The following is a 22,050-nucleotide window of genomic DNA, read 5'->3' as shown; positions in this document are numbered from 1 at the left end:
TATAAAATACTTTGTTGCTTTCTGATTTAGTTTTAGGTTCTTTTTTCTTAAAAAATTTGAAAATAAACATACGCCCCCTCCTCTTTTTAATTCTCATTATTTGTTAATTTCTTTTTTGTATACAGATGTAAAAAAGTTTTTTCGCAAAGATTAGTTAATAGCATATTTGATTAAATAAATTATAGCATACAATACATGAAAATATTATATACATAATACTTGAACGATATCTTTTTATTTTCATACAAAAAAACAAAAAAAAATGATAAAATATAACTAACTATCAATCTTAACTTCAAATAATACTAATAGGAGGGGTCAAATGAGTAGTAATAAAAAAGAAAACATTTTAGAAAGATTGTTCAAACTTAAAGAAAACAACACGGACGTCAAAACAGAAGTATTAGCAGGAATCACAACTTTTATGACTATGGCCTATATTATTTTTGTTAACCCTTCAATTTTGAGCGATGCAGGAATGCCTTACAATGGAGTATTTATAGCTACGATTGTTGCTTCAATTTTAGGAACTTTAGCAATGGCTTTCTTAACAAACTACCCGTTTGCTCTGGCTCCTGGAATGGGGCTAAACGCATTTTTTGCATATTCTGTTGTTATTGGATTAGGAGTTAGTTGGAGAGCAGCTTTAGGGTTGGTGTTTATTGAAGGCCTTATTTTTATTATTTTAAGTCTAACACCTGTGAGAGAAGCTTTGGTAAATTCTATACCTATGTCTTTAAAAACCGCTATTAGTGCTGGTATAGGTTTGTTTATAGCCTTTATAGGTTTACAAAACGCAAAAATAGTAGTAGCCGATCCTTCTACATTAGTAAGAATGGGTCATTTATTTTCAGGCCCCGCTCTAATTGCTCTTTTAGGACTAATAATTACTGGAATTTTATATTCTCTAAAAATAAAAGGAGCACTTTTGTTAGGAATCATAATATCAACTATTCTTGGTCTGTTCAATGGTGTTACTCCGATTCCGAAAGGTTTTATAGCTATTCCTAAACTGTCTGATTGGTCACAAGTTCTTTTTAAACTAGATTTACGATCTGCTTTTAGCTTCGATATGCTCGGTGTAATGATATCTTTCTTGTTCGTTGACATTTTTGATACAGCTGGAACTTTAATTGGTGTTAGCCAACAAGCAGGTTACTTAAAAGAAGATGGAACACTTCCTAAAGCTGATAAGGCTCTGCTTGCTGATGCCATAGCAACAACAGGGGGCGCTCTTTTTGGAACTAGTACTGTAACTACATATGTTGAGTCTGCCGCAGGGGTATCAGTTGGAGGTAGGACAGGTTTAACGGGTATAGTGGTTTCAATTTTATTTTTTCTTTCTTTGTTTTTCCAACCTATTATTGCAATTGTTCCTTCGGCTGCTACTGCACCAGCATTAATTATTGTTGGAGTAATGATGTTATCAAACATCGTTAAAATACAATGGGATGATTTTACTGAAGTAATTCCTGCATTCGTTGCAATGATTTCAATGCCTTTAACATATTCCGTTTCAAACGGTATTGCACTTGGTTTCATAACTTATCCAATTTTGAAATTATTTACTGGAAAGGGTAAAGAAGTTCATTGGTTGGTTTATCTGTTATGTATCTTGTTCATATTATATTTTATTTGGTTGTAACAAATTTTTTTCAATTAATATTTAGTAGGTGTATATTATGGAGAATAAATCAATGAAATTCAAAGTTTCAAATGGTAAACCAATATTAGGGGTAACTCTCAGCAAGGAAGGGGCAAATTTTGGTGTATATACTAGAAACGGTTCGTCTGTTGTAATCGAGATATACGATAATTATTATGATGACAGACCTTCCTTTAGCTACAAATTAGACAAGAAGATTAATAGAACTGGAGATATTTGGCACGTTTTTATTGAAGGTTTACGTCAAGGTACCGTGTATGGTTGGCGAATAGATGGACCATATGTACCTAAAGTTGGTTTTAGATTTAATAAGAATAAACTGTTATTAGATCCGTATGCACGAGTGTTGTCTGGAGAATATGATCCTTTCGATGATTTGATTTATGGGTATGATAAAAATAGTCCTGAAGAAGATCTAAGCTTTTCTGTCTTAGATTCTGCTAAATCTAATTGTAAGTCTATAATTTGGGATACTGGCACTTATAATTGGGAAGATGATGAACATCCACGGCATCCCTTGAATGATTTAATCATATACGAAATGCATGTTAGATTATTTACTATAAATCCAAATTCCCAGGTTAATCATCGTGGAACTTTTCGTGGTGTAGTTGAAAAGATTGAGTATCTAAAAGAACTTGGGATAAATGCCGTTGAGCTAATGCCTATCTTTGCCTTTAGTATGAAAGATAATATAAATGTAAACCCTATAACAGGAGAAAGACTTAAAAATGTATGGGGGTATAATCCTATAAATTTCTTCTCTGTTACAAATAATTATAGATATGGCTTAAAAATTGGGGATGAAGTTATTCAATTTCAAGACCTCGTCAAAGAACTACATAAGAACGGTATAGAAGTTATCTTAGATGTTGTATATAATCATACCGCTGAAGGAAATGAATTAGGACCAACACTCAACTTTAAAGGTTTAGAAAATTCAGTTTATTACATGCTCAAAGACGATAAAAGATATTATGAAAATTTTTCAGGTACAGGCAATACCATTAATTCCAGTCACTATGTTGTTAAAGAAATGATAATCGAAAGTTTGAGATTTTGGGTTTCTGAAATGCATGTCGACGGATTCAGATTTGATTTAGCTTCTATTTTAGGTAGAGATGCAAAAGGGAACTGGATTGGTGATCTTTCTTTGTTAAAAGATATCGCAGATGATCCTTTATTGGCAGGTACTAAATTAATTGCTGAAGGTTGGGATGCAGCTGGAGGTTATTATGTAGGTGATTTTCCAACTGGATGGGCAGAATGGAATGGAAAGTACAGGGATACTGTAAGAAAGTTTGTAAGAGGAGATAAAGGCACTGTTGCTGACCTTGCCACTAGAATTGCTGGAAGTCCGGATCTCTTCGAAAAAAGAGGAAGAAAACCTTACCACAGTGTAAATCTAATAACGTCTCATGACGGCTTTACAATGTGGGACCTAGTGTCTTACAATACAAAGCATAATGAAGTTAATGGTGAAAATAATCAAGATGGAATGAATGAAAATTACAGTTATAATTATGGAGTCGAAGGAGAAACTGATATTCCCGAAATTAATTCTTTAAGGAAAAAACAAATTAAGAATTTTTTTACTATTTTAATGGTATCTCAAGGAATCCCTATGATTTTAATGGGAGATGAATTTTGCAGGACTCAATATGGGAATAATAATGCTTATTGTCAAGATAATTATATTGCGTGGGTTGACTGGTTGAGAAAGGATCAGTTTAATGATATTTTTGTTTTTGTAAAAAAACTTATTGAATTTAGAAAGCAACACCCTGCTTTAAGAAGAGACAGATTCTTTACTGGAACTGACTTAGATGGAAATGGAATCGCAGATATTACATGGCATGGAGTTAAGCCTTATCACCCTGATTTTAGTTATTTTTCACATAGTTTAGCTTTTATGATTGATGGGGAAGATGTCATCTTGGGTTGTGAAGAAAAAGACAATGATATTTATGTTGCTTTAAACAGTTGGATAAACGATTTAACTTTTACTATTCCTCAATTACTTAAGGATAAAAGATGGTACAGAGTAATTGATACATCACAAGATTTTCCTAACGATTTTCTCGATGAACCTGCCCTGTTGACAAAAAGCTCTTATCTAGTTAAATCTAGAAGTTCCTTAGTTCTAATAAGTAAATAACAAAATGCTCTTTTAAGGAGGATAAAATAAATTGAGAGATTATCTTGGTGTATATAAAACATGGTTAGAGAGTCCCTATATTAAAGAAGCTGACAAAATTGAATTGGAAGCAATAAAAAACGATATAGATGAGATTAAGGAAAGATTTTATAAAGACCTTGAATTTGGAACCGCTGGATTAAGAGGTAAGATTGGTATAGGAACAAATATGATGAATATATATACAGTAGGAAGAACCACTCAGGCTCTAGCCGATTACATAAAAGATCTAGGAGAAGAAAGATGTAAAATGGGAGTGGCTATTGCTTATGATGTAAGACATATGTCGAAAGAATTTGCTAAACTTTCATCTTTAATTCTTGCAGCTAATGGAATAAAAACATATTTATTTGACGATATCAGACCTACTCCTGTGTTATCCTTTGCTGTAAGATTTTTAAAAACTACAGCTGGCATCGTTATTACTGCTAGTCACAACCCAAAAGAATATAACGGTTATAAAGTGTATTGGGATAAAGGTTCACAAATTCAAGACGATATTGCAGAGGGAATTGTCAAAAAAATAGAAAAAATTGGATATGATTTCGGAAAGATTAAGAAAATAAGTGAAGAAAAAGCTCTGAACAAAGGATTAATACAATATATTTCGAAAGAAGTTGATGAAGAATATATAAGACGAGTAAAAGGGTTGGCTTTGAGAGATGAAGAAATAGATAAAAATATTCGTATAGTTTATACTCCCTTGAATGGAACAGGCAATTATTTTGTTAGACGTATTCTTAAAGATAGAGGATTTGAAAATGTTTTTATCGTTAAAGAACAAGAACATCCAGATCCTGATTTTAGAAGCGTCCCAAACCCAAATCCCGAGTATGAAGTTGCTTTTGAATTAGCAAAAAAACTTGGTGCAGAAAAAAATGCTCATCTTCTAATAGCGACAGATCCCGATTGTGATAGAGCTTCTATGGAAGTTTTAGATAGAAATAACAACTATATAATGTTATCTGGAAATAAAACCGGTGCGCTTTTAGTAAACTATATTCTCGAGAGTATGAAAGAAAAGGGCATGTTAAAAAATAACTATGCTATAATTAAATCGATAGTTACAGGAGACCTTGCTACGAGAATTGCTCAGAAATATGGCGTAACTGTGTTTGAAACTTTAACCGGTTTTAAAAATATATGCGGTAAACAAAATGAACTTGAAGAAGAAGGTAAATATGAATTTTTATTTGGGTTTGAAGAAAGTATAGGATATGTTATGGGTGAATTTGTTCGCGATAAAGATGGGGTAATTGCCTCCATGCTTATCACGGAAATGGTCTCTTATTATCAAAGTTTAAATAAAAATTTATTAGAAATACTTGAAAGTATTTATCAAGAATTCGGATACGAATTAGAAAACAATTATTCTCTAATTTTAGAAGGCATATCTGGTGAAGAAAGAATTAAAAGAATCATGAAACATTTTAGAAAGGATTTTCCTAGATATATAGCAGATTTAAAATTAACGAAGTATGCAGATTACTTAGAACAAAAAATTTATTGCTTGACAGAAAACAAAATATCAAAAATTGAAGATATAACAGATATTCCTAAATCTAATGTACTAAGATTTTGGTTTGAAGATGGTTCTTGGTATGCAGTTAGACCTTCTGGCACAGAACCCAAATTAAAAATCTATGTGTATGCCTTTGACAAAAACAAAGAAAAGGCTGAATGGAAAAAAGATATAATAAAAAACACTATCGATGAAATTATTTCAAGAATTCCGTAAAATGAGCTATTAAACACTATTATATAATTTTTAAAAAGTATCAATTAGTTATTAGCTAAATGGGGGACTTACTATGAAAGAATCAGGTATTAAAAAACTTAACAACCTTACAGAAATAGAAATTGATGAATATATTGACGAATTTCTTTCTTATTTAAAGTTTGTTAAAAGAAGAGCTGATTCCACTATCTATGAATACAGTAAAATATTAAAAAATTATAAAAAATTTGTACTTAAATATGGACTTAACAAAACCTGTTTTTTTAAGTATTTAGAACATATATCAAACCTATCTCAACGAACAATAAAGTTAAGAATTGTTGTTTTACGATCATTTTTAAATTATCTTTACGAAAACGGAGAGATAACTGGGCATAGATATTGGAAAGATGCAAACACAAGAGTTCCAAGTGAAACACCAAAAGGCTTAACTGAAGAACAATTAGAAATTTTATTTTCCGTCATAGACGATGAGTTTGATAGGGCTTTTTTTAATCTTTTATCAACTACAGGAGTTAGAATTTCAGAAGCTTTATCTCTTAAGGTTGAGCATATTATTTTTAACAAAGACCACGCAGAATTAATTATTAATGGAAAAGGCAATAAAGAAAGAATTCTCAAGATTTCTAAAGAGTACGCCAACGAGCTTGTAAATTTTGCAAATGGGAAAAAATACATTTTTTCAAAGACAGATGATACTCCTTACAGTTCTCGAACTATGGAAAGAAGATTCAAAAAGTATGTTATAGAAGCAAATAAAAGGATTAAAAAAATGATTACAGAAGAAAATATTAACATTAACTATCTCAATGCAACGCCTCACGCTCTAAGACACACCTGCGCTAAAAGACTTTTAAATTCCGGCAAAAATATAGAAGAAGTTAGATATATTCTAGGTCACACTACAATTTCAACAACTGGAATATATGTAAGATCCGACAATCATAGTTCACTGTTAGATAAGATATAAGCTTTGTTGCATTAAATATTAAATTAAAACACTTCTTTGAAACTCCCTTTTATTATGAAAATTTTTTGCAGATTATAAGCTTTTGAGCAGAAAGGTAAAGAAAAGTTAAATAATTTTGATCATTTTTCAGTGATAAATTTCGCAAACTACTATATATTCTGGATATTCTGGACTTATAATTTAAGAGAGGAGTTCGATAAATTAGTGCAAAAACTGTTAGAAGGAACCGTGGAAATCCATGAGTTAATCCCAACTAATAGTTATAGAGCCACTAAAAGTCACTTGAACTCCAACCTGAACAGGTTATTTATGGGAGATATGAACTCAAAACCAATGGAAAGGAAAGAGAAAATAAAAGTGTGTTTTTTTCAGCAGTAAGTCTTTCAGATGCTCTTCGTCATGCTACATCGAAAGGTGATGAAGGAGAGGAAAATCGTTTGATCGGTTTTTCAAGCATACTTGCAAACAATCCGATAGATCCACCTGAAGTTTATATCGACGGGAAGAAGACAACTATGAACTTTACACCTAATCGTTTTCCAGAAGAAGAGACTACATTACTTGAGTACGGAATTCAGTTTCATGACAAGTTATTCGCACGCATTGCTAACGAAGGTTGGGATTTGTCAAAAACATTTAACATTAAAAACCTAAAATTCGTTACCATCCCAGGATTTACATTTGAACTTTCCTTAGTAAAAAAAGATTAAATATCATCAAAATGATGGTTGTGAAATTGTTAAAAGTGGGAGATCGAATTCTCCCACTTTATTCTTTAACATAAAACATTTTTATATATTTTTATCCAATGCGGCTTTGAAAACATTCCTTATTAAAATTAAGGAGGTAACATTTCCCACTCCTCCGGGTACTGGAGTTACTTCACATTTTTCTGCTACATCACTAGAAACATCTCCAACAACTTTACTTTCTAAGACATTTATTCCAACATCTATTACTATTGCTCCTTCTTTAACAAAATCTTTATTTATAAAATTTGCCTTTCCAACAGCTACTACTAGAATATCAGCTTTCCTAGTTATTTCTTGCAAATTTACAGTTTTCGAATGAGCTATAGTTACGGTAGCATCTCTTCCTCTTTTTAGCAACAAAATACCTACAGGTTTACCGACAGTTGTACTTCTTCCTATAACGACAACATTTTTACCTCTTATTTCGGTAGTATTTTCAATTGTTTTTACAACTGCCTCAGCAGTGCAAGGGATAAATAATTCCTCTTCATAATACATTGATCCAATGTTAAATAAACTAACTCCTTCAACATCTTTCAAAGGATTAATATTTCTAGCAATATCCAACTCTGAATACCCTTTTGCTAAAGGTCTTGCCACAAATATACCGTCAACTGTAATATCTTGATTATAATGACTTAAATCATCGATTAAATTTTCGCTTTCTATTATTTCCAAATTAATGCCATGTTTCTTAGTTGATCTTTTTTGAGATTTTAAATAAGATAATGTTGAAGGGTCGGGTTCAACTACTAAACTTATTAATTTTGGTTCATGTGTAACCTTTTGCTTAAGAAATTCTATTTCCTCGTTCAGTTCATTGATGATATTTTTAATATCAATGTACATGATTTCTTCCTCCTCGTCCTAACCCTTACAATCAAGGTAAAAAATTAAAACTTTATTTAATAAGAACTAAAGGATAGCGGCTTCTATTACAATTAAATTTAATTTAATTTACACTTAAACAGTTTATTTTTCAAAGAATCAATAATATTTAATAGAGACCTACTATATTACCATCTTTATCTATATCAATATTTACAGCATTTGGAACCTTTGAAAGACCTGGCATTCTTAACATATCTCCAGCCAATCCAACAATAAATCCTGCACCTGAAGACAATTCAAAATCTCTTATGGTAAAAGTATAATCTTTTGGAAACCCAAGCTTATTAGGATCATCTGATATTGAATATTGTGTTTTGGCCATGATTACTGGAAGTTTATCGTACCCATATTTCTTTAAAAATTTTATAGATTGAATAGCTTCACTAGTATACTCAACTCTACCTGCTCTATATATATTTTTAGCTAATTTATCAATTTTTACTTCTAAATCATCTTCAAAACTATATATTGTTTTTAACTGGAAAGGTTCCTCACAAGATTTTATGACTTTTTCTGCCAAATCAAGAGCACCTTCAGATCCTTTTTCAAATGACTCGTTTATACTACATTCTATTCCCAGATTTTCCACAAAATCAATGACTAATTTCAGTTCTTCATCGGTATCTGATTCGAATTTATTAATTGCTACTACTATAGGAATATTAAATTTTTTTAAATTTTCAATATGCACTTGTAAATTTGGGAGTCCTTTTTTTAAGCTTTCTAAATCTGGAATAGAAAGATTAGATTTGCTTTGACCACCGTGATACTTCAACGCTCGTATTGTCGCTACTAAAACAGTTGCTGAAGGTTGCAATCCAAAAGTTGGGCATACAAAATCATAGAATTTTTCTGCTCCTAGATCTGAACCAAAACCAGTCTCTGTTACAACATAATCAGAAAGCTTTAAAGCTAGTTTGGTAGAGGTAATTGCATTTGTACCGTGAGCAATATTGGCGAAAGGCCCCCCGTGAACAAATGCAGGTGTATTTTCTATAGTTTGAACAAGGTTTGGGTTAATGGCATCTTTCAGTAAAACTGCCAGGGCTCCTGATATTTCTAAATCCTTTACAGTAACTGGTGCTCCCTCCTTGTTTCTACCGATAACAACTTTTGAAAGTCTCTCTTTGAGATCCTCAAGATCTTTAGATAAACACAGTATAGCCATTATTTCTGATGCAGTAGTTATAACAAAACTATCCTCTCGAGGGTAGCCATTATTCTTTCCTCCTAAACCTACAACTATGTCTCTTAAAGATCTATCGTTCATATCCATAGCCCTTGGCCAAGTAACCCTTGCGGAATCAATATTTAATTTATCATACTTTATGTAAGTATCTATTATTGCAGATATAAGATTGTGGGCAGTGGTAACAGCATGGATATCTCCAGTAAAATGAAGATTGATATCTTCCATAGGCAGAACTTGTGCGTAACCTCCTCCGGCCGCTCCTCCTTTAATTCCCATAACAGGGCCTAATGAAGGTTCTCTTAATGTAACTATTGAATTTTTCTGAAGCTTGTTAATAGCCATGGAGAGACCTATGCTCGTGGTTGTTTTACCTTCTCCCGCTGGAGTTGGAGTAATTGCAGTGACCATTATCAATTTGCCATCATTTTTAAAATCTAATTCATTTAAATAGTGATGAGACACTTTTGCAATGTATTTACCGTGAAGATTATAAAATTCTTCTGGAATATCTAATTCATTTGCAATGTTGACAATCCTTTTTAACTTTGCCGAACGAGCGATTTCAATATCGGATAACATTTAAAATACCTCCCTGTTGAGATTTAAACTTGATTTTTATAATCATTCTTTAAAAGCAATATAAATATTATTACAAGCTTCTGTTAATATTTTTCTCGGACAACCAATATTCATTCTAAAAAATCCTTCACCTTCTTGCCCAAAAATGCTTCCTTCTTCTAATCCTACTTTAGCTTTATTGATAAAAACATTTTTAACAAAAGATTCATTACCATATCTTCTAAAATCTAACCATAATAAAAATGTTCCTTCAGGAGAATTTATTTTAACTTTAGGAAGTTTATGTTTAAAAAAATCGATCGTAAAATCGATATTTTCTTTTAAATAAACGATTAATTCATTTAACCATTTTTCTCCATAATTATACGCAGTGGTGGCAGCCAATAAGCCAAATATATTTATATTCTTACTTGAAATATTTTCTAAAATAGTTTCGTACTCTTCTCTTAATTTTTGATTAGGAATTACTACAAAAGAGGTCCTAAGTCCAGCCAAATTAAAAGTTTTACTAGGAGCATAAAAAGTTAAAGTTGAATCTTGAAGTTCTTTTGAAAGTGAGGAAATTGGTAAGTGCTTGAAATTTTCATAAACTATGTCACTGTGGATTTCATCTGAAAGAATTAGAATATCATATTTTAAGCACAGTTCCCCCAATCTAATAAGCTCGTCTTCCTTCCACACTCTGCCAACAGGATTATGAGGACTACATAACATGAGAAGTTTAGTTCTTTTTTCTGATAACTTAACTTCTAGATCTTCAAAATCTATAGAATATCTTCCGTTTTCAAATTTCAGAGGATTTGTTAAAAGTTTTCTCCCGTTAGATGTAACAATATTAAAAAATGGCCTATAAACTGGTGGTTGAATTACCACATTATCGCCTGGCTTTGAAAAAGCTAAAATTGCTGTTTTAAGAGCATCAACAACACAGCTATTCACTATTATCCATTCTTTATCTAATTTCCAATTATGTTTCTCAGTGATCCAGTTAATAAACGGTTCTACATGCTCGTCTTTTAACATTGGATATCCAAAAATTCCATGACGTGCTCTTTGTTCTAAAACTTTTACAACTTCTGGTGGTGATTTGAAATCCATATCTGCAACCCACATTGGAATAATGTCATCTCTCCCATATACTTGAACAAGGTTATCCCATTTTTCGGAGCTGGTGTTTCTCCTGTCTATTATTTCATCAAAATCATATGTCATTGTAGATCTCCTTTTGTTTTGTTTTTTATTCGTTTATTATATAACTATTTTACCATAAAAATTAATAATAGTTAGTATATTCTTAACTTTTTTTAAACTCTTAAAAAAAGGAAGCCTCCGTTTATAAAGTGTATAAATTTTTTTAATTTGTACTTATACAAATTAATTTGTTTTTTATTTATAAGATGTAATTAAGTTTTTACACCACTTAGTAATTATAAAAAAGTATAATGAAAGTACAATACACGAAGATAATATTTGGTCGAGTTTTGTCAATAAATTGTTGCCAAAAAAAATTAAAAATAAGGTATAATAAATATCAAATAGAATTAAATATAACATTTTTCTTTGTAGGTAATTTATTATTTAGATCATTTTCAGCGATAACATAAAAACTCCTTTGAAATAAATTGTCATGAACACCAACTTTATAAGACGTTGATTGACTTAAATAACGCTTTTAAAGACCTATGTGAACAATTAAAAGTGGAATTTAGCATTTATTTTATTAAAAATATTTTATTGATGTAATTAATAGTATAGCTTAAAAGTGTAAATAAATAAATTTGTGATGTCATATCAAAAATATATTTTTAAAGTGTAAATAAACATATACATTGTATAATAATCTTGTAAGAATACTTTCTAATGTTGTGTGCTTATATAAATTATAGTTTATAATAATTATGTAAATATAAATCTAATATACAATTTATAAGTAACGTGTATATCTTATGGAAAGTTCTAAGATCTTTTTATCCAAAAAACATGCTTTATTTTTTGGTAAAGAATGTAAAACTAGTAAGAAATCCTGAGTTAATGCAACTTTTAGTAAATACGACATAAGATTTCAATTAGTTAAAAGAAACAAAAGTGATGTCGGAAAACCTAAGTTTTCCGACAAGTATTATAAAAATCTAAAAATTGTTGATATTCGTAAGATGAAAATGACCTCCTTTTTATCGCCCTTTTAAGACATTTATCTGGAATGGTCTATATGAAAATATATGTTTGGTTAATAAAATCGAAAATAACGACTTCTACAAGGAGGTATTTGAAAAATCGATCAATATGATTAATATAATGAAATAGTATATTTATATGAAATAATTTTGACAAAAATTCTTTTTGAGTAAACACTACTAAAAGATAATTAATGTACAAAGTATATTGAAAAAACACTTTTAAATGTATTATATTGTGTAAAAAAGGATTTGCAATCATATAGTTATTTTAAAAGAGATTTTTTATTACTTAACTACATAATAATTTTATGTTATACATTTTTTGATTTTAGATTTGAAGGTGAAAAAATGTCTAAAAATCGTGGTACTCAAAAAAAAACTACTGCTAAAATAAATAAACTAATTGATTTGTCCAAAGTAGAATTATTAAACAAGGGGATCTCAAAATTTAATTACGAAAAGGTTATTAAAGATTCTGGCCTGAGTAAATCTACTGTTTACCAAAAATTTGGAAAGAAAGAAGATTTCATTATTTACTTGATAAAGATTATTTTAGATGAATGGTATGTGCCTTTTAAAAAATATGTTGAAAACTTTAAAAGTCTCGAGGAGATATTAGAATACCTCTCTAATTTGAATTTTGATCTAGATACTATATTAAGAGAATATCCCATTGATGACTTCTTTCTTTCTAAAAGGATTTCTTCGTTTATTAACGACTATTTTTATCAAACATATGGGAAGGCGATCATAGCTAAAATAAAAGAATTTCAGAAACTAGGAGAAGTTAGAAATGATATTGATGCTAGATACATTTTAGAATTTATGATTTCGGTCACAAAGGGCATGGTTTTATTATTAAAAGATCGTAACTTTAAAGAAGTTGTAATTAACTACAGAAAATTGATAGAGCCTGCTCTCAAACCTGTTAAAACAAAGATAACTAATGTAAAAGGAGATGAAGATATAAATGAGAAACAAAGATAACATAACAAAAATTATACTATTGCTCTCATTATTTATAATTTTATTTTTTATTTCTTTCGGAGCTCCTATCTTAAGTAGTTCACCACTTCCAATAGATGGAGAATCACTGGATTATCTAGATAAAATTGAGGTTATTGAACCACCAAAAGTATATCAAACTCCAACGGAAATAACTAGTTTTTACCAACAACCCATGGAAATAACTCTGGATACAATTATGAAACAAATTAGTTCGTTCGAAGGATTTGTAGGATTTGAATTGAGAAATCTTTCTACAAATCAAGTTATATTATCATACAATGAAAACAAATTATTTACGCCTGCCTCTCTATCAAAAATCATTACCGCATTAGTAACCTTAGAATCTCTAGGTCCTAACTATAGGTTTGAAACGCAAGTGTTTAGATCTCTACCTATTACTCCAGTTTATAATGGAAATATTTATATAAAGGGGTTGGGAAATCCTATATTAACTTCAAGTGAATATAAAAACATATTAAAAAAAGTTACTGTTGATCAAGGAATAAATAAAATTTATGGTAACATCGTATTCGATTATTCCTTTTTGACAGAAGAAGGTTTTGGTAGAGGGTGGATGTGGGATGATCCACAACCTCAAATAGCTGCCTTGAATATTTGGCAAAGTAGTTACGAATCATTTAAATATAAGACTAACGGAGAAATAAAAGATTATATAACCTTTTTAACCACTATCTACTTACAGGAATTAGGAGTTTCCTTCCTAGGTTCTATAGAGTACGATATCGTACCTTATACTGCTGTTCCAATTTATATACATTTTTCTCTTCCTTTAAAAGAAATAGTAAAAATCATGTTAGAAACAAGTGATAATCAAGTTTCAGAGCAGATTTTTAGAAATATAGGAGGAATATATGGAGAAGGTACTATATATGATTCGGAAAAATATTTTAAGCAAGTAATAGAAGAGGTTTTGGGGTACAAACCTAGTCAGTACGTATTAAAAGATGGATGTGGTTTATCAAAGTATAATCTTCTTTCCCCAAAGATGATAAACGATGCAATTTCTTATTTGTATACAAAATATGGCTACAATCTACTTGACTGGTTGGCTTCTTCTAAAGAAGAAAGCACTATAAAGAATAGATTCGATTTTGAGATATATGCAAAGACTGGAACTTTATATTATGATTCAGCTATAGCAGGAATTTTAAGATCTAGAAACGGGAACCTATATTTGGTAACGCTTATCGAAAATAATTTTTCTACAAGTAGACAAAGTGTAAAGGAATTTGAAAATGGTATTATTAATCTAATATACAACAATCTATAAAATATCTAATACCTTTAAAGGACTCAGATTTTTTGATAGAGAAAAATAATAATCTTAATAATCTGAGTCCTATTTTATTTTACATTCTATTTTTGTTTATCACGTAAAGAAAAATGGGCGTACTTTGGTATTCCATTTTCGTAAACAGGATAGCTTTCCCCACTTATTAACGGCTTAGCATATTTGATAAATTTTTCATTTACACCATAACCATCCTCAGTAATAAATTCTTCAGGCATATATTTAGTGTTGTTAGCTACTTCAAATAATGGAACTTTTCCATATTGAACTTGATAAGGTTCGTCCGATACTCTGTTAATAGTTACCATAAATCCAGAAATTCCACTTAGTGCCATTTCTAAAGCCACTTCTCCAACTTTAATAGCTTCTTCATTATCAGTTTTGCTTACAATATGTCCAGCGCTTCTTTGTAGATAATCCGGAGTAGCTACATGAACCTTTAAACCTAATCTGGTTAAAATAATATTAGCAACAACCCTTCCTGCATCGCCTAACTGTCTATTACCAAAACTATCGGTGAAACCCATATCTGACACAAAAGTTCCACTTTTATATCTTATTCCTTCTGATACAGCAATAGTGCAATACCCATTCTTTTCAACTTCATATTTTACTTTATTAATAAATTTATCTTCATCAAAAAATCTTTCTGGTAGCAATATAATATGAGGACCAAAATCACCATTTAATTTCGCTAAGGAAGTTGCAGCTGCTAACCAACCAGCATGACGTCCCATTGTTTCCATAATAAAAATTTTAGTAGAATCTTTCGACATACTTCTAGTATCAATGCTAGCTTCAAGCATAGAAATTGCAAGGTACTTAGCAGCTGAACCATATCCAGGAGAATGATCAGTGCCATATAGATCGTTGTCTATAGTTTTAGGAATTCCAAAGACTTTTAAATCATAACCAATCGTTCTTGCATATTGATCAATCTTGTGAGCGGTATCCATTGAATCATTACCACCGTTATAAAAAAAATAACCTATTTTGTATTCATCAAATATCTGGAATAATTTTTTAAAACTTTCCGCATCTTCTTCCTTTAATCTACGACGACATGACCCGAAGGCACTAGAAGGTGTATATCGCAAGGCTTGAATCTTTTCCGTGGGTTGTTCATTAATTTCAATTAGTTTTCCCTCTAAAATTCCTGAAATTCCATAAATACCGGCGTATATTTTATCGATTTCCTTCGTCCTTAGGGCACTGTTGATGAGGCCAAAGGCGCTGGCATTAATTACACTTGTAACGCCTCCTGATTGTGCATAAAGTATATTTTTTTTCTGCAAAAAATTCACCCCCAAAATTTAAGATTTAAGGTATAAATTCGTTTTTGTGTTTTTGATTCGTATTAGAACTAAATTCTCTATTTTTCATTTTTCTATTAGCTGGAAAGACCATACCAAAACCTTGAGCATTTTTAGCACCTAATCCTGAGTTAAGAGCTAACTCAATTAAAATAGGGTCTCCTCGTAGTATAAAATATCCTGTCCATCCTTTAATAATTATGTCTTTATAAAACAATAATTTTTCATTTTTTTCTGTTATTCCGTAAGGTTCAATAGAAAAACTATTGTTCTTTGTATCTAATTTTAGAGCCTTTGCCTTTCTTTTAAGATTTTCTTCTACTAGCTTTTTAAAATCAGTTGAGTAAGGGGAGAAGTAGTGAGTATACCTACTCCCATTGGGTAAAAGAATCGTAGAATAAGCGGTTATAGGGGACAACGTTTTTACTAATAATTCACCATCTTCAACTTTATTTTCAATTTTTTCATACTTCACTAAAGTAAAATAGTTTTTTTCAATTCGTAAAACTTTTTGTTCATTTAAACTATTCAAAACTGCCTGTACTAGCTCATCCATAGGAGAAGCAAAAAAAATACTGAATAAACCTTCAAATTTCATTCTCTTGTTATACACCTTAAAAGAGTTATGGGGATAAATTCTAGAATAAGTGAAGAGTTTAAGTTTTTTATCATCAGATTTAGTTCCTTTATCATGGTAATATGGCATTGATTCAGACATTAAACTGTAAAAAAGTCCTTGTAGCGGCCTGTTATAATGAACAGGTAAATTAATCTCTTTGCCGTCTATTGAACTTAACACCAGTTCTATCACCAATAAAATCCCCCCAACTGTTATTAAATTAGATTATTTAGAAACTTAAATATACTTCCCATCGCTAAAGCGATGGGAAGTAACAGAATATGTAACTAAAAGATGGCTATTTCAGTTTCTTTATCGAAGACATGTATCATTTCTAAATTTACTGTAAGATCAAATCTTTGTCCAACTCTAGCTCTCGTCTGAGGACTAACTTTTGCGGTTATAAATTGGTTGGAACCAACTGTTACGTGAAGTAAAGTTTCACTTCCTAAAGGTTCTACAACATCCACTACAGTTGTGATCGTGTTTGTTTCATCAGCGTTTTCACTTTGACTTTTTTCAGTTAAGTCTTCCGGTCTTACTCCAAATATAACTTCTTTGCCTATATAATTTTCTAAAAGATGTGCTTTGTCATTTGGCACATTAATTGAGAACCCATCACCTTTTAACCATATGCCATTTTCTTTAACAACTCGTGCTGCCAAGAAGTTCATAGGAGGAGTACCTATAAAACCAGCGACAAATAAGTTTGCTGGATGATCATACACATCAAAAGGATCTCCTACTTGTTGGATTAATCCTTCATGCATAATTACAATTTTATCAGCCATAGTCATGGCTTCAACTTGGTCGTGAGTAACATATGCAATAGTTGCCTCTAATCTTTGGTGTAACTTTTTTAGTTCAGATCTCATCTGAACTCTTAATTTTGCGTCCAAATTTGAAAGAGGTTCATCAAATAAGAAAACTTTTGGATTTCTTACAATAGCTCTTCCTACAGCGACTCTCTGTCTCTGTCCTCCAGAAAGTTGTTTTGGTTTCCTATCTAACAAATGTTCAATACCTAAGATCTTTGCTGCCTGTCTTACTCTTCTTTCAATTTCGTCTTTTGGAGTTTTTCTTAATTTTAATCCGAAAGCCATATTATCATAGACGGTCATATGAGGATATAATGCGTAATTCTGGAAAACCATTGCTATATCTCTATCCTTTGGTTCCACATCATTAACGACTTTTCCATCAATTTTTATAATTCCGCTTGTTATATCTTCTAACCCTGCAATCATCCTCAGAGTAGTGGTTTTTCCACATCCTGAAGGACCTAATAGCACCAAAAACTCTTTATCTTGAATAACAAAATCGGCATCTTTTACCGCATGAACTCCATTTGGGAATATCTTGTTGACTTTTTCTAATACCACCTCAGCCACTTACATACACCTCCACTTTAATAGTCAAAATCTTTAAAAAATTTTTGTATATCCTTGTATTTATCATAATCTTCCAAATCAAAAAGAGATAAATCTTTAATTTCTTCAATAAATTCCATCATTCTAACAAATTTATCATAATTTATTATTACGCTAACTGGTACGCCGTTTTTTGTTATTATAACATCATGACATTTTGATTCATCCACAACCTTTGAAAATTTTGCTTTCGCTTCAGCGAGGCTATAAAAGACGGCATCACTTAAATTCATTTTATTAACACCCCTTGACTACAATTATAGTCATTTTTATTAACTTTGTCAACCTTAATAAAATAAAGAAGTTTCGTTATAAATCTATTTAAATAGCTCTAATTAGGGATAAAACCTGCTAATGCTGATATTTCAATCTAGCATACTGTTTTATTTCTCTGATTTCCCCTTCGGATAATCCAAAGTTACTCCAATAAGGTAAGTAAGTGTTATTTAATAGTAAAGGATCTATATCTTTGTCAATAAATTTGTTTGAAACTAAGTAGTCAAATTCTTGAGTTCCTGGAATAGGTGTAAATTCATTCAAATTTATGCCAATTCCTAATTCATAACAAAAATCAATTGCCTCTATTACATCCTCCTTATCTTGTTCAGGAAGGTTGAGAAGAATATATGCTGAGATTTCTTCATTTGTAAATCCCGCACTCTTTAAATTATTAACTGCATTAACAAGATCCGTATTGGTAACTTTGAATCCGGTATTTTTTTGTATTTTAAAATCATGACTTTCATAGCCTAATTTAATTGTTTTAAAATTTGCTGTTTTTAAAAGAGAAGAAATCTCAGGAGTAACCATCCTCGCATGAATACCGTTAGGAAGGTGATATCTTACTTTAAAAAAAGATAGTGATTTTAATAATTCATGTATGTCTTTTCTTAGTAAAAAAGCATCATCAAAAAAGGCTATGTCTTTAATATCTGGTCTTTTGCTTAAAATGTATTTTATATTATTTATTATTGCTGGTATGGTTCTAAATTGAAATTGCCACATTTTAGGTGTAACGCAATAAGAACAATTAAATACACATCCTATAGAAGTAATTAAAACTACGTAGGGAAGAACTGAATCATAAAAATCGTAAGTCAAATCTGTTTCCTCGAACCAATCAAAACTATTTAAAGAAGATTTAGATAAATCAAGAATTTGAAGAGCTTGTATCAAAGGGTTCAAACCTGTTCCTGGAAGCACAATAACATCATATTTTGAAAATGTTTCATCAGCATGTTGAGGATATATCGTAGAATAAATTCCACCCAAAAAAAATGGTTGTGTAGGAAAATATTCTCTAAGCAGTTCTATAGTTTTTAATCCTCCATAATACCAATAAGTCAAAGTAACTCCTATAAAAACGGCATCGATCTTTTGTTCATTTTTAATAACTTCTATTTTGTTCTTAGCTACTTTCAGAGGAATTCCATATCTTTTAAACTCTCTTGGGATGTTTTTTAATATAGCGGGCTTTTCAACAACTTCAGTATAAAATTTACCTGTTCCATATTTTTTATCTTTAGGACTTTTAAACTTGAGTAAATCCGTATCGTATCTATTTAATAGATCTAAAAAAACAACATGATGCCCTAATAACTTTAAAATCTCAGCATTATACAGTAAACCCAAAGGTTTTAACCAAAAATCATATGCAGCAGAATCATATATCCACGGGTTTACAACTAAAAAATTCAAGCAAACTCCTCCTTAGACAATATAAGTTAGGGATTTAAGAAATAATAGAATATTTATTAATATATTTTATAGAATTCGCTTTTATTTAAGAACTTTATTATTGCTAAATTATACGTTGATCTCCTCTAAATAATATAAAATACCTTTCAAAGTTAAGTATGGATCGTATTTATCAAAATTCAAAAACTTTCTTGATAAAAATTTAGCATCCCCGCCGGTTGTAACTATATAAAAATTTTTCTTTCTCTCTTTTTTAATTTCATTTAGCAATCTATCTAGACCATACAAAGTAGTTTTTACAATTCCAATTTGTATATTATCAATGGTGTTTTTTCCTATATTATAATCTAAAAAGGATATTTCCACCTGAGGTAATTTGGCAGTTTTAGAAAAAAGGGAATTAATAGCAGTGTTAAAACCTGGAATTATTGCACCACCTATAAAATTACCATTTTCTATAACATCAACTGTGATAGCTGTGCCAAAATCTACCGCAATAACATTATCACCATATTCACGTTTTGAAGCAATAATATTAGATACGCGATCGGCACCAACTTCTTTAGGATAATCAACTAAATATGCTATGTTATTAATCTTTTGATTTGAACTTACGAATGTAGGAGTCATCTTCAAGTATTTTAGCGAAAATTGACGTACTATGAAATTGTTTTTGGGTACAACAGAAGAAATTCCTATCCTTGATGTTTCAAACAAATTGATATCTGATTGTTTGCTAAGAGTAAATAGGTTTACAAATAACATATCTTCAGATTCAAAACTACTGGGCCCTAAACGCCATATTGTGAAATTTCCTTTATTATGGTATCCTACAGTAGTGTAAGAATTTCCAATATCTAATAAAAGATCCATTATTTTTCCTTCCTTTATTTATTTATTTAATGATTTTATGAGCAGCTTTTCTCAATCTGTTCATGATAGCAATACCAATACCTTTATCTTCTATTCCTTCTACTATCATTACCTCTACTTTTTCATCGTATTTTCGTAACATTTCAAACAATTTTATTGCAAATTCATAATAATTTTCTTCACTGCCAATGATATCACAATTCATGTTTCTTTCTTTGAAAAAGTTATAATGCTCTCTCAGACAAAGTATTATAGGATTTGAGTATTTATTGTATTCTGTTAAAACTTTGTTTATCATTTGTTCTTTGTCTTGATATTCTATCAATATTACAGGTGTATCAGGAGAATAATGTCTATATTTCATACCAGGAGCTTTAATGTAATCTGCTTCTACGTATCCGTATGCAAAATCGGGCACCACTATATCACCGAAAATTTCCGCTATTTTCTGAGGAGGAATAGGTCCTGGCCTAAGTAATACTGGTTTATTTCCAGCTGTTAAATCTATAACGGTCGATTCTATTCCAAATTCAACTTTTCCGCCAATTATTATGTAATCTACTTTATTTTTTAAATCATGTATAACATGATCAGACAAAGTAGCGCTCGGTTTTCCAGAAATATTAGCACTTGGAGCTGCAATTGGCACTCCAGAATATAAAATTAGTTTTGATGCTATTGGATGTGCAGGCATTCGAATTGCTACAGTATCTTTACCGGCAGTAACGATATCCGGTACAATTTTTTTCTTCTTCAAAACAAAAGTAACCGGCCCAGGTACCAATTTTTCCATCTTTTCTAGTAGTGAGTAAGAAACATAAGCATATTCTAAAAAGTCTTTTATATTTGTCACGTGTAAAATTAAAGGATTATCAAATGGTCTACCTTTTGCTATAAAGATTTTTTTAACAGCTTCTTCAGATAGTCCGTTGGCACCTAAACCATAAACAGTTTCTGTAGGAAAAACAACCGTTTTATTTTCACGAATCGCTTTTGCTGCTTCTTTTATTTTTTCTTCTTCAATATTAAATGGATCTATCTCTAATATAATCGTTTCTGAAGTCTTCATTGTAGACCATCCTTTCGATTTAATTAACAAATTTATTTTGAAAAATTACCATCTATATTATACAAGAAAATCGAGAAAAAATAAAATAATCGGTTTTATTTAGCTACAATTAGGTATAAACACTTATAATCATCCTCAACTATTTGTTATTAGTTAATCAATTTTGTTATAATTTACTTAAACACATAAAAAGGAAAAAAGGAGGAAGTTAATATGAGCTACAATGAACTTGAATTTATCATATCTGAAATAGAAAAGATTGAAAGTGTTTTGGATAATCTTATAAAAAATAGCGATTTTGAAGAATTGTCAAAATCGCTAGATAGAAGATATGCTCTCTTGGAACAATTAGAGGATTATAAAACTGATCCCCGGGTATTAACATTTGTAAATGATATTTTAGAAAAGGATATTCACAGACACAATCTTATAAAAGAACAGATAGAAAAATTAAAAAACAATCAATTAGAAATCCAAAAAAGTAAAAAGGCTATGAAAAATGGATATTTAAAAGTTGAAGAAGAAATTCGACGCCACGATATTGATAAAAGTAGCTAATTTTAGCT

Annotated in this window: 18 protein-coding genes; 8 read left to right on the top strand and 10 right to left on the bottom strand. The window is 30.5% G+C overall.

What is annotated here, in order from left to right; all coding sequences use genetic code 11:
* The first annotated feature begins 322 nt into the window (after positions 1–322).
* The 5 genes from PKN74_RS03945 to PKN74_RS03925 all read left to right on the top strand — a co-directional run bounded on the left by PKN74_RS03945 (position 323) and on the right by PKN74_RS03925 (position 7,281).
* Complete coding sequence (locus PKN74_RS03945; protein ID WP_472308826.1) at positions 323–1,645, top strand: NCS2 family permease; 1,323 nt, start codon at positions 323–325, stop codon at positions 1,643–1,645.
* Between the two features lie 52 nt (positions 1,646–1,697).
* Positions 1,698–3,824, top strand: a complete 2,127-nt coding sequence (gene glgX / locus PKN74_RS03940) for a glycogen debranching protein GlgX (protein WP_472308824.1) — start codon at positions 1,698–1,700, stop codon at positions 3,822–3,824.
* Positions 3,825–3,855: 31 nt separating this feature from the next.
* Positions 3,856–5,601, top strand: a complete 1,746-nt coding sequence (locus PKN74_RS03935) for a phospho-sugar mutase (RefSeq protein ID WP_472308822.1) — start codon at positions 3,856–3,858, stop codon at positions 5,599–5,601.
* A 73-nt stretch (positions 5,602–5,674) separates the two neighbouring features.
* A complete protein-coding gene (locus tag PKN74_RS03930; protein WP_472308820.1) occupies positions 5,675–6,571 on the top strand; it encodes a tyrosine-type recombinase/integrase in 897 nt (298 codons plus the stop codon).
* A 359-nt stretch (positions 6,572–6,930) separates the two neighbouring features.
* Positions 6,931–7,281, top strand: coding sequence for a hypothetical protein (locus PKN74_RS03925; RefSeq protein WP_472308818.1), 351 nt, complete (start codon positions 6,931–6,933; stop codon positions 7,279–7,281).
* 81 nt (positions 7,282–7,362) lie between these two features.
* Here the strand turns inward: PKN74_RS03925 and PKN74_RS03920 are convergent, their stop codons facing one another.
* The 3 genes from PKN74_RS03920 to PKN74_RS03910 all read right to left on the bottom strand — a co-directional run bounded on the left by PKN74_RS03920 (position 7,363) and on the right by PKN74_RS03910 (position 11,197).
* The gene (locus tag PKN74_RS03920) at positions 7,363–8,172 is read right to left on the bottom strand and encodes a bifunctional 5,10-methylenetetrahydrofolate dehydrogenase/5,10-methenyltetrahydrofolate cyclohydrolase (protein WP_472308816.1); all 810 of its coding nucleotides are present in this window, start codon (positions 8,170–8,172) and stop codon (positions 7,363–7,365) included.
* 148 nt (positions 8,173–8,320) lie between these two features.
* Positions 8,321–9,985, bottom strand: a complete 1,665-nt coding sequence (locus PKN74_RS03915; RefSeq protein WP_472308814.1) for a formate--tetrahydrofolate ligase — start codon at positions 9,983–9,985, stop codon at positions 8,321–8,323.
* 42 nt (positions 9,986–10,027) lie between these two features.
* Positions 10,028–11,197 carry a MalY/PatB family protein gene (locus PKN74_RS03910; protein WP_472308812.1) on the bottom strand — a complete coding sequence of 390 codons (1,170 nt, stop codon included), beginning with the start codon at positions 11,195–11,197 and terminating at the stop codon, positions 10,028–10,030.
* A gap of 1,313 nt (positions 11,198–12,510) precedes the next feature.
* Between PKN74_RS03910 and PKN74_RS03905 the strand changes: the two genes are divergently transcribed.
* On the top strand, positions 12,511–13,149 hold the full coding sequence (locus tag PKN74_RS03905; protein ID WP_472308810.1) for a TetR/AcrR family transcriptional regulator: 639 nt from the start codon (positions 12,511–12,513) through the stop codon (positions 13,147–13,149).
* Entirely contained in the window at positions 13,133–14,461 is a 1,329-nt protein-coding gene (locus PKN74_RS03900; RefSeq protein WP_472308808.1) for a D-alanyl-D-alanine carboxypeptidase/D-alanyl-D-alanine-endopeptidase, read from the top strand. Before PKN74_RS03905 ends, PKN74_RS03900 begins: the two co-directional genes overlap by 17 nt.
* 86 nt (positions 14,462–14,547) lie before the next feature.
* Here the strand turns inward: PKN74_RS03900 and PKN74_RS03895 are convergent, their stop codons facing one another.
* The 7 genes from PKN74_RS03895 to PKN74_RS03865 all read right to left on the bottom strand — a co-directional run bounded on the left by PKN74_RS03895 (position 14,548) and on the right by PKN74_RS03865 (position 21,484).
* Positions 14,548–15,777: a 6-phosphofructokinase gene (locus PKN74_RS03895; RefSeq protein ID WP_472308806.1), complete on the bottom strand. Its 1,230-nt coding sequence runs from the start codon at positions 15,775–15,777 to the stop codon at positions 14,548–14,550.
* 25 nt (positions 15,778–15,802) lie between these two features.
* Complete coding sequence (gene cas6, locus PKN74_RS03890; protein WP_472308830.1) at positions 15,803–16,606, bottom strand: CRISPR-associated endoribonuclease Cas6; 804 nt, start codon at positions 16,604–16,606, stop codon at positions 15,803–15,805.
* Between the two features lie 95 nt (positions 16,607–16,701).
* On the bottom strand, positions 16,702–17,805 hold the full coding sequence (locus PKN74_RS03885; protein WP_472308804.1) for an ABC transporter ATP-binding protein: 1,104 nt from the start codon (positions 17,803–17,805) through the stop codon (positions 16,702–16,704).
* A gap of 17 nt (positions 17,806–17,822) precedes the next feature.
* Positions 17,823–18,077 (bottom strand): type II toxin-antitoxin system Phd/YefM family antitoxin, encoded by a 255-nt coding sequence (locus PKN74_RS03880; RefSeq protein ID WP_472308802.1) that lies wholly within the window; start codon positions 18,075–18,077, stop codon positions 17,823–17,825.
* Positions 18,078–18,195: 118 nt separating this feature from the next.
* Positions 18,196–19,542, bottom strand: a complete 1,347-nt coding sequence (locus PKN74_RS03875) for a B12-binding domain-containing radical SAM protein (RefSeq protein ID WP_472308800.1) — start codon at positions 19,540–19,542, stop codon at positions 18,196–18,198.
* A gap of 108 nt (positions 19,543–19,650) precedes the next feature.
* Positions 19,651–20,415: a type III pantothenate kinase gene (locus PKN74_RS03870; protein ID WP_472308798.1), complete on the bottom strand. Its 765-nt coding sequence runs from the start codon at positions 20,413–20,415 to the stop codon at positions 19,651–19,653.
* A 22-nt stretch (positions 20,416–20,437) separates the two neighbouring features.
* A complete protein-coding gene (locus tag PKN74_RS03865) occupies positions 20,438–21,484 on the bottom strand; it encodes an L-threonylcarbamoyladenylate synthase (protein WP_472308796.1) in 1,047 nt (348 codons plus the stop codon).
* A gap of 213 nt (positions 21,485–21,697) precedes the next feature.
* Between PKN74_RS03865 and PKN74_RS03860 the strand changes: the two genes are divergently transcribed.
* The gene (locus tag PKN74_RS03860; RefSeq protein WP_472308794.1) at positions 21,698–22,042 is read left to right on the top strand and encodes a hypothetical protein; all 345 of its coding nucleotides are present in this window, start codon (positions 21,698–21,700) and stop codon (positions 22,040–22,042) included.
* The last annotated feature ends 8 nt before the right edge of the window (positions 22,043–22,050 follow it).

It is taken from the genome of Defluviitoga sp. (genome assembly GCF_035349255.1).
Lineage (GTDB): Bacteria > Thermotogota > Thermotogae > Petrotogales > Petrotogaceae > Defluviitoga.
This window is presented reverse-complemented; position numbering and strand designations above follow the sequence as displayed.

What these genes read in the sequence shown, in the direction of transcription:
- PKN74_RS03870 (WP_472308798.1), bottom strand. Translation starts at nt 20,415, where the DNA reads ATGGATCTTTTATTAGATATTGGAAATTCTTACACTACTGTAGGATAC.
- PKN74_RS03860 (WP_472308794.1), top strand. Translation starts at nt 21,698, where the DNA reads ATGAGCTACAATGAACTTGAATTTATCATATCTGAAATAGAAAAGATT.
- PKN74_RS03945 (WP_472308826.1), top strand. Translation starts at nt 323, where the DNA reads ATGAGTAGTAATAAAAAAGAAAACATTTTAGAAAGATTGTTCAAACTT.
- glgX (WP_472308824.1), top strand. Translation starts at nt 1,698, where the DNA reads ATGAAATTCAAAGTTTCAAATGGTAAACCAATATTAGGGGTAACTCTC.
- PKN74_RS03915 (WP_472308814.1), bottom strand. Translation starts at nt 9,985, where the DNA reads ATGTTATCCGATATTGAAATCGCTCGTTCGGCAAAGTTAAAAAGGATT.
- PKN74_RS03905 (WP_472308810.1), top strand. Translation starts at nt 12,511, where the DNA reads ATGTCTAAAAATCGTGGTACTCAAAAAAAAACTACTGCTAAAATAAAT.
- PKN74_RS03930 (WP_472308820.1), top strand. Translation starts at nt 5,675, where the DNA reads ATGAAAGAATCAGGTATTAAAAAACTTAACAACCTTACAGAAATAGAA.
- PKN74_RS03910 (WP_472308812.1), bottom strand. Translation starts at nt 11,197, where the DNA reads ATGACATATGATTTTGATGAAATAATAGACAGGAGAAACACCAGCTCC.
- PKN74_RS03900 (WP_472308808.1), top strand. Translation starts at nt 13,133, where the DNA reads ATGAGAAACAAAGATAACATAACAAAAATTATACTATTGCTCTCATTA.
- PKN74_RS03865 (WP_472308796.1), bottom strand. Translation starts at nt 21,484, where the DNA reads ATGAAGACTTCAGAAACGATTATATTAGAGATAGATCCATTTAATATT.
- PKN74_RS03920 (WP_472308816.1), bottom strand. Translation starts at nt 8,172, where the DNA reads ATGTACATTGATATTAAAAATATCATCAATGAACTGAACGAGGAAATA.
- PKN74_RS03880 (WP_472308802.1), bottom strand. Translation starts at nt 18,077, where the DNA reads ATGAATTTAAGTGATGCCGTCTTTTATAGCCTCGCTGAAGCGAAAGCA.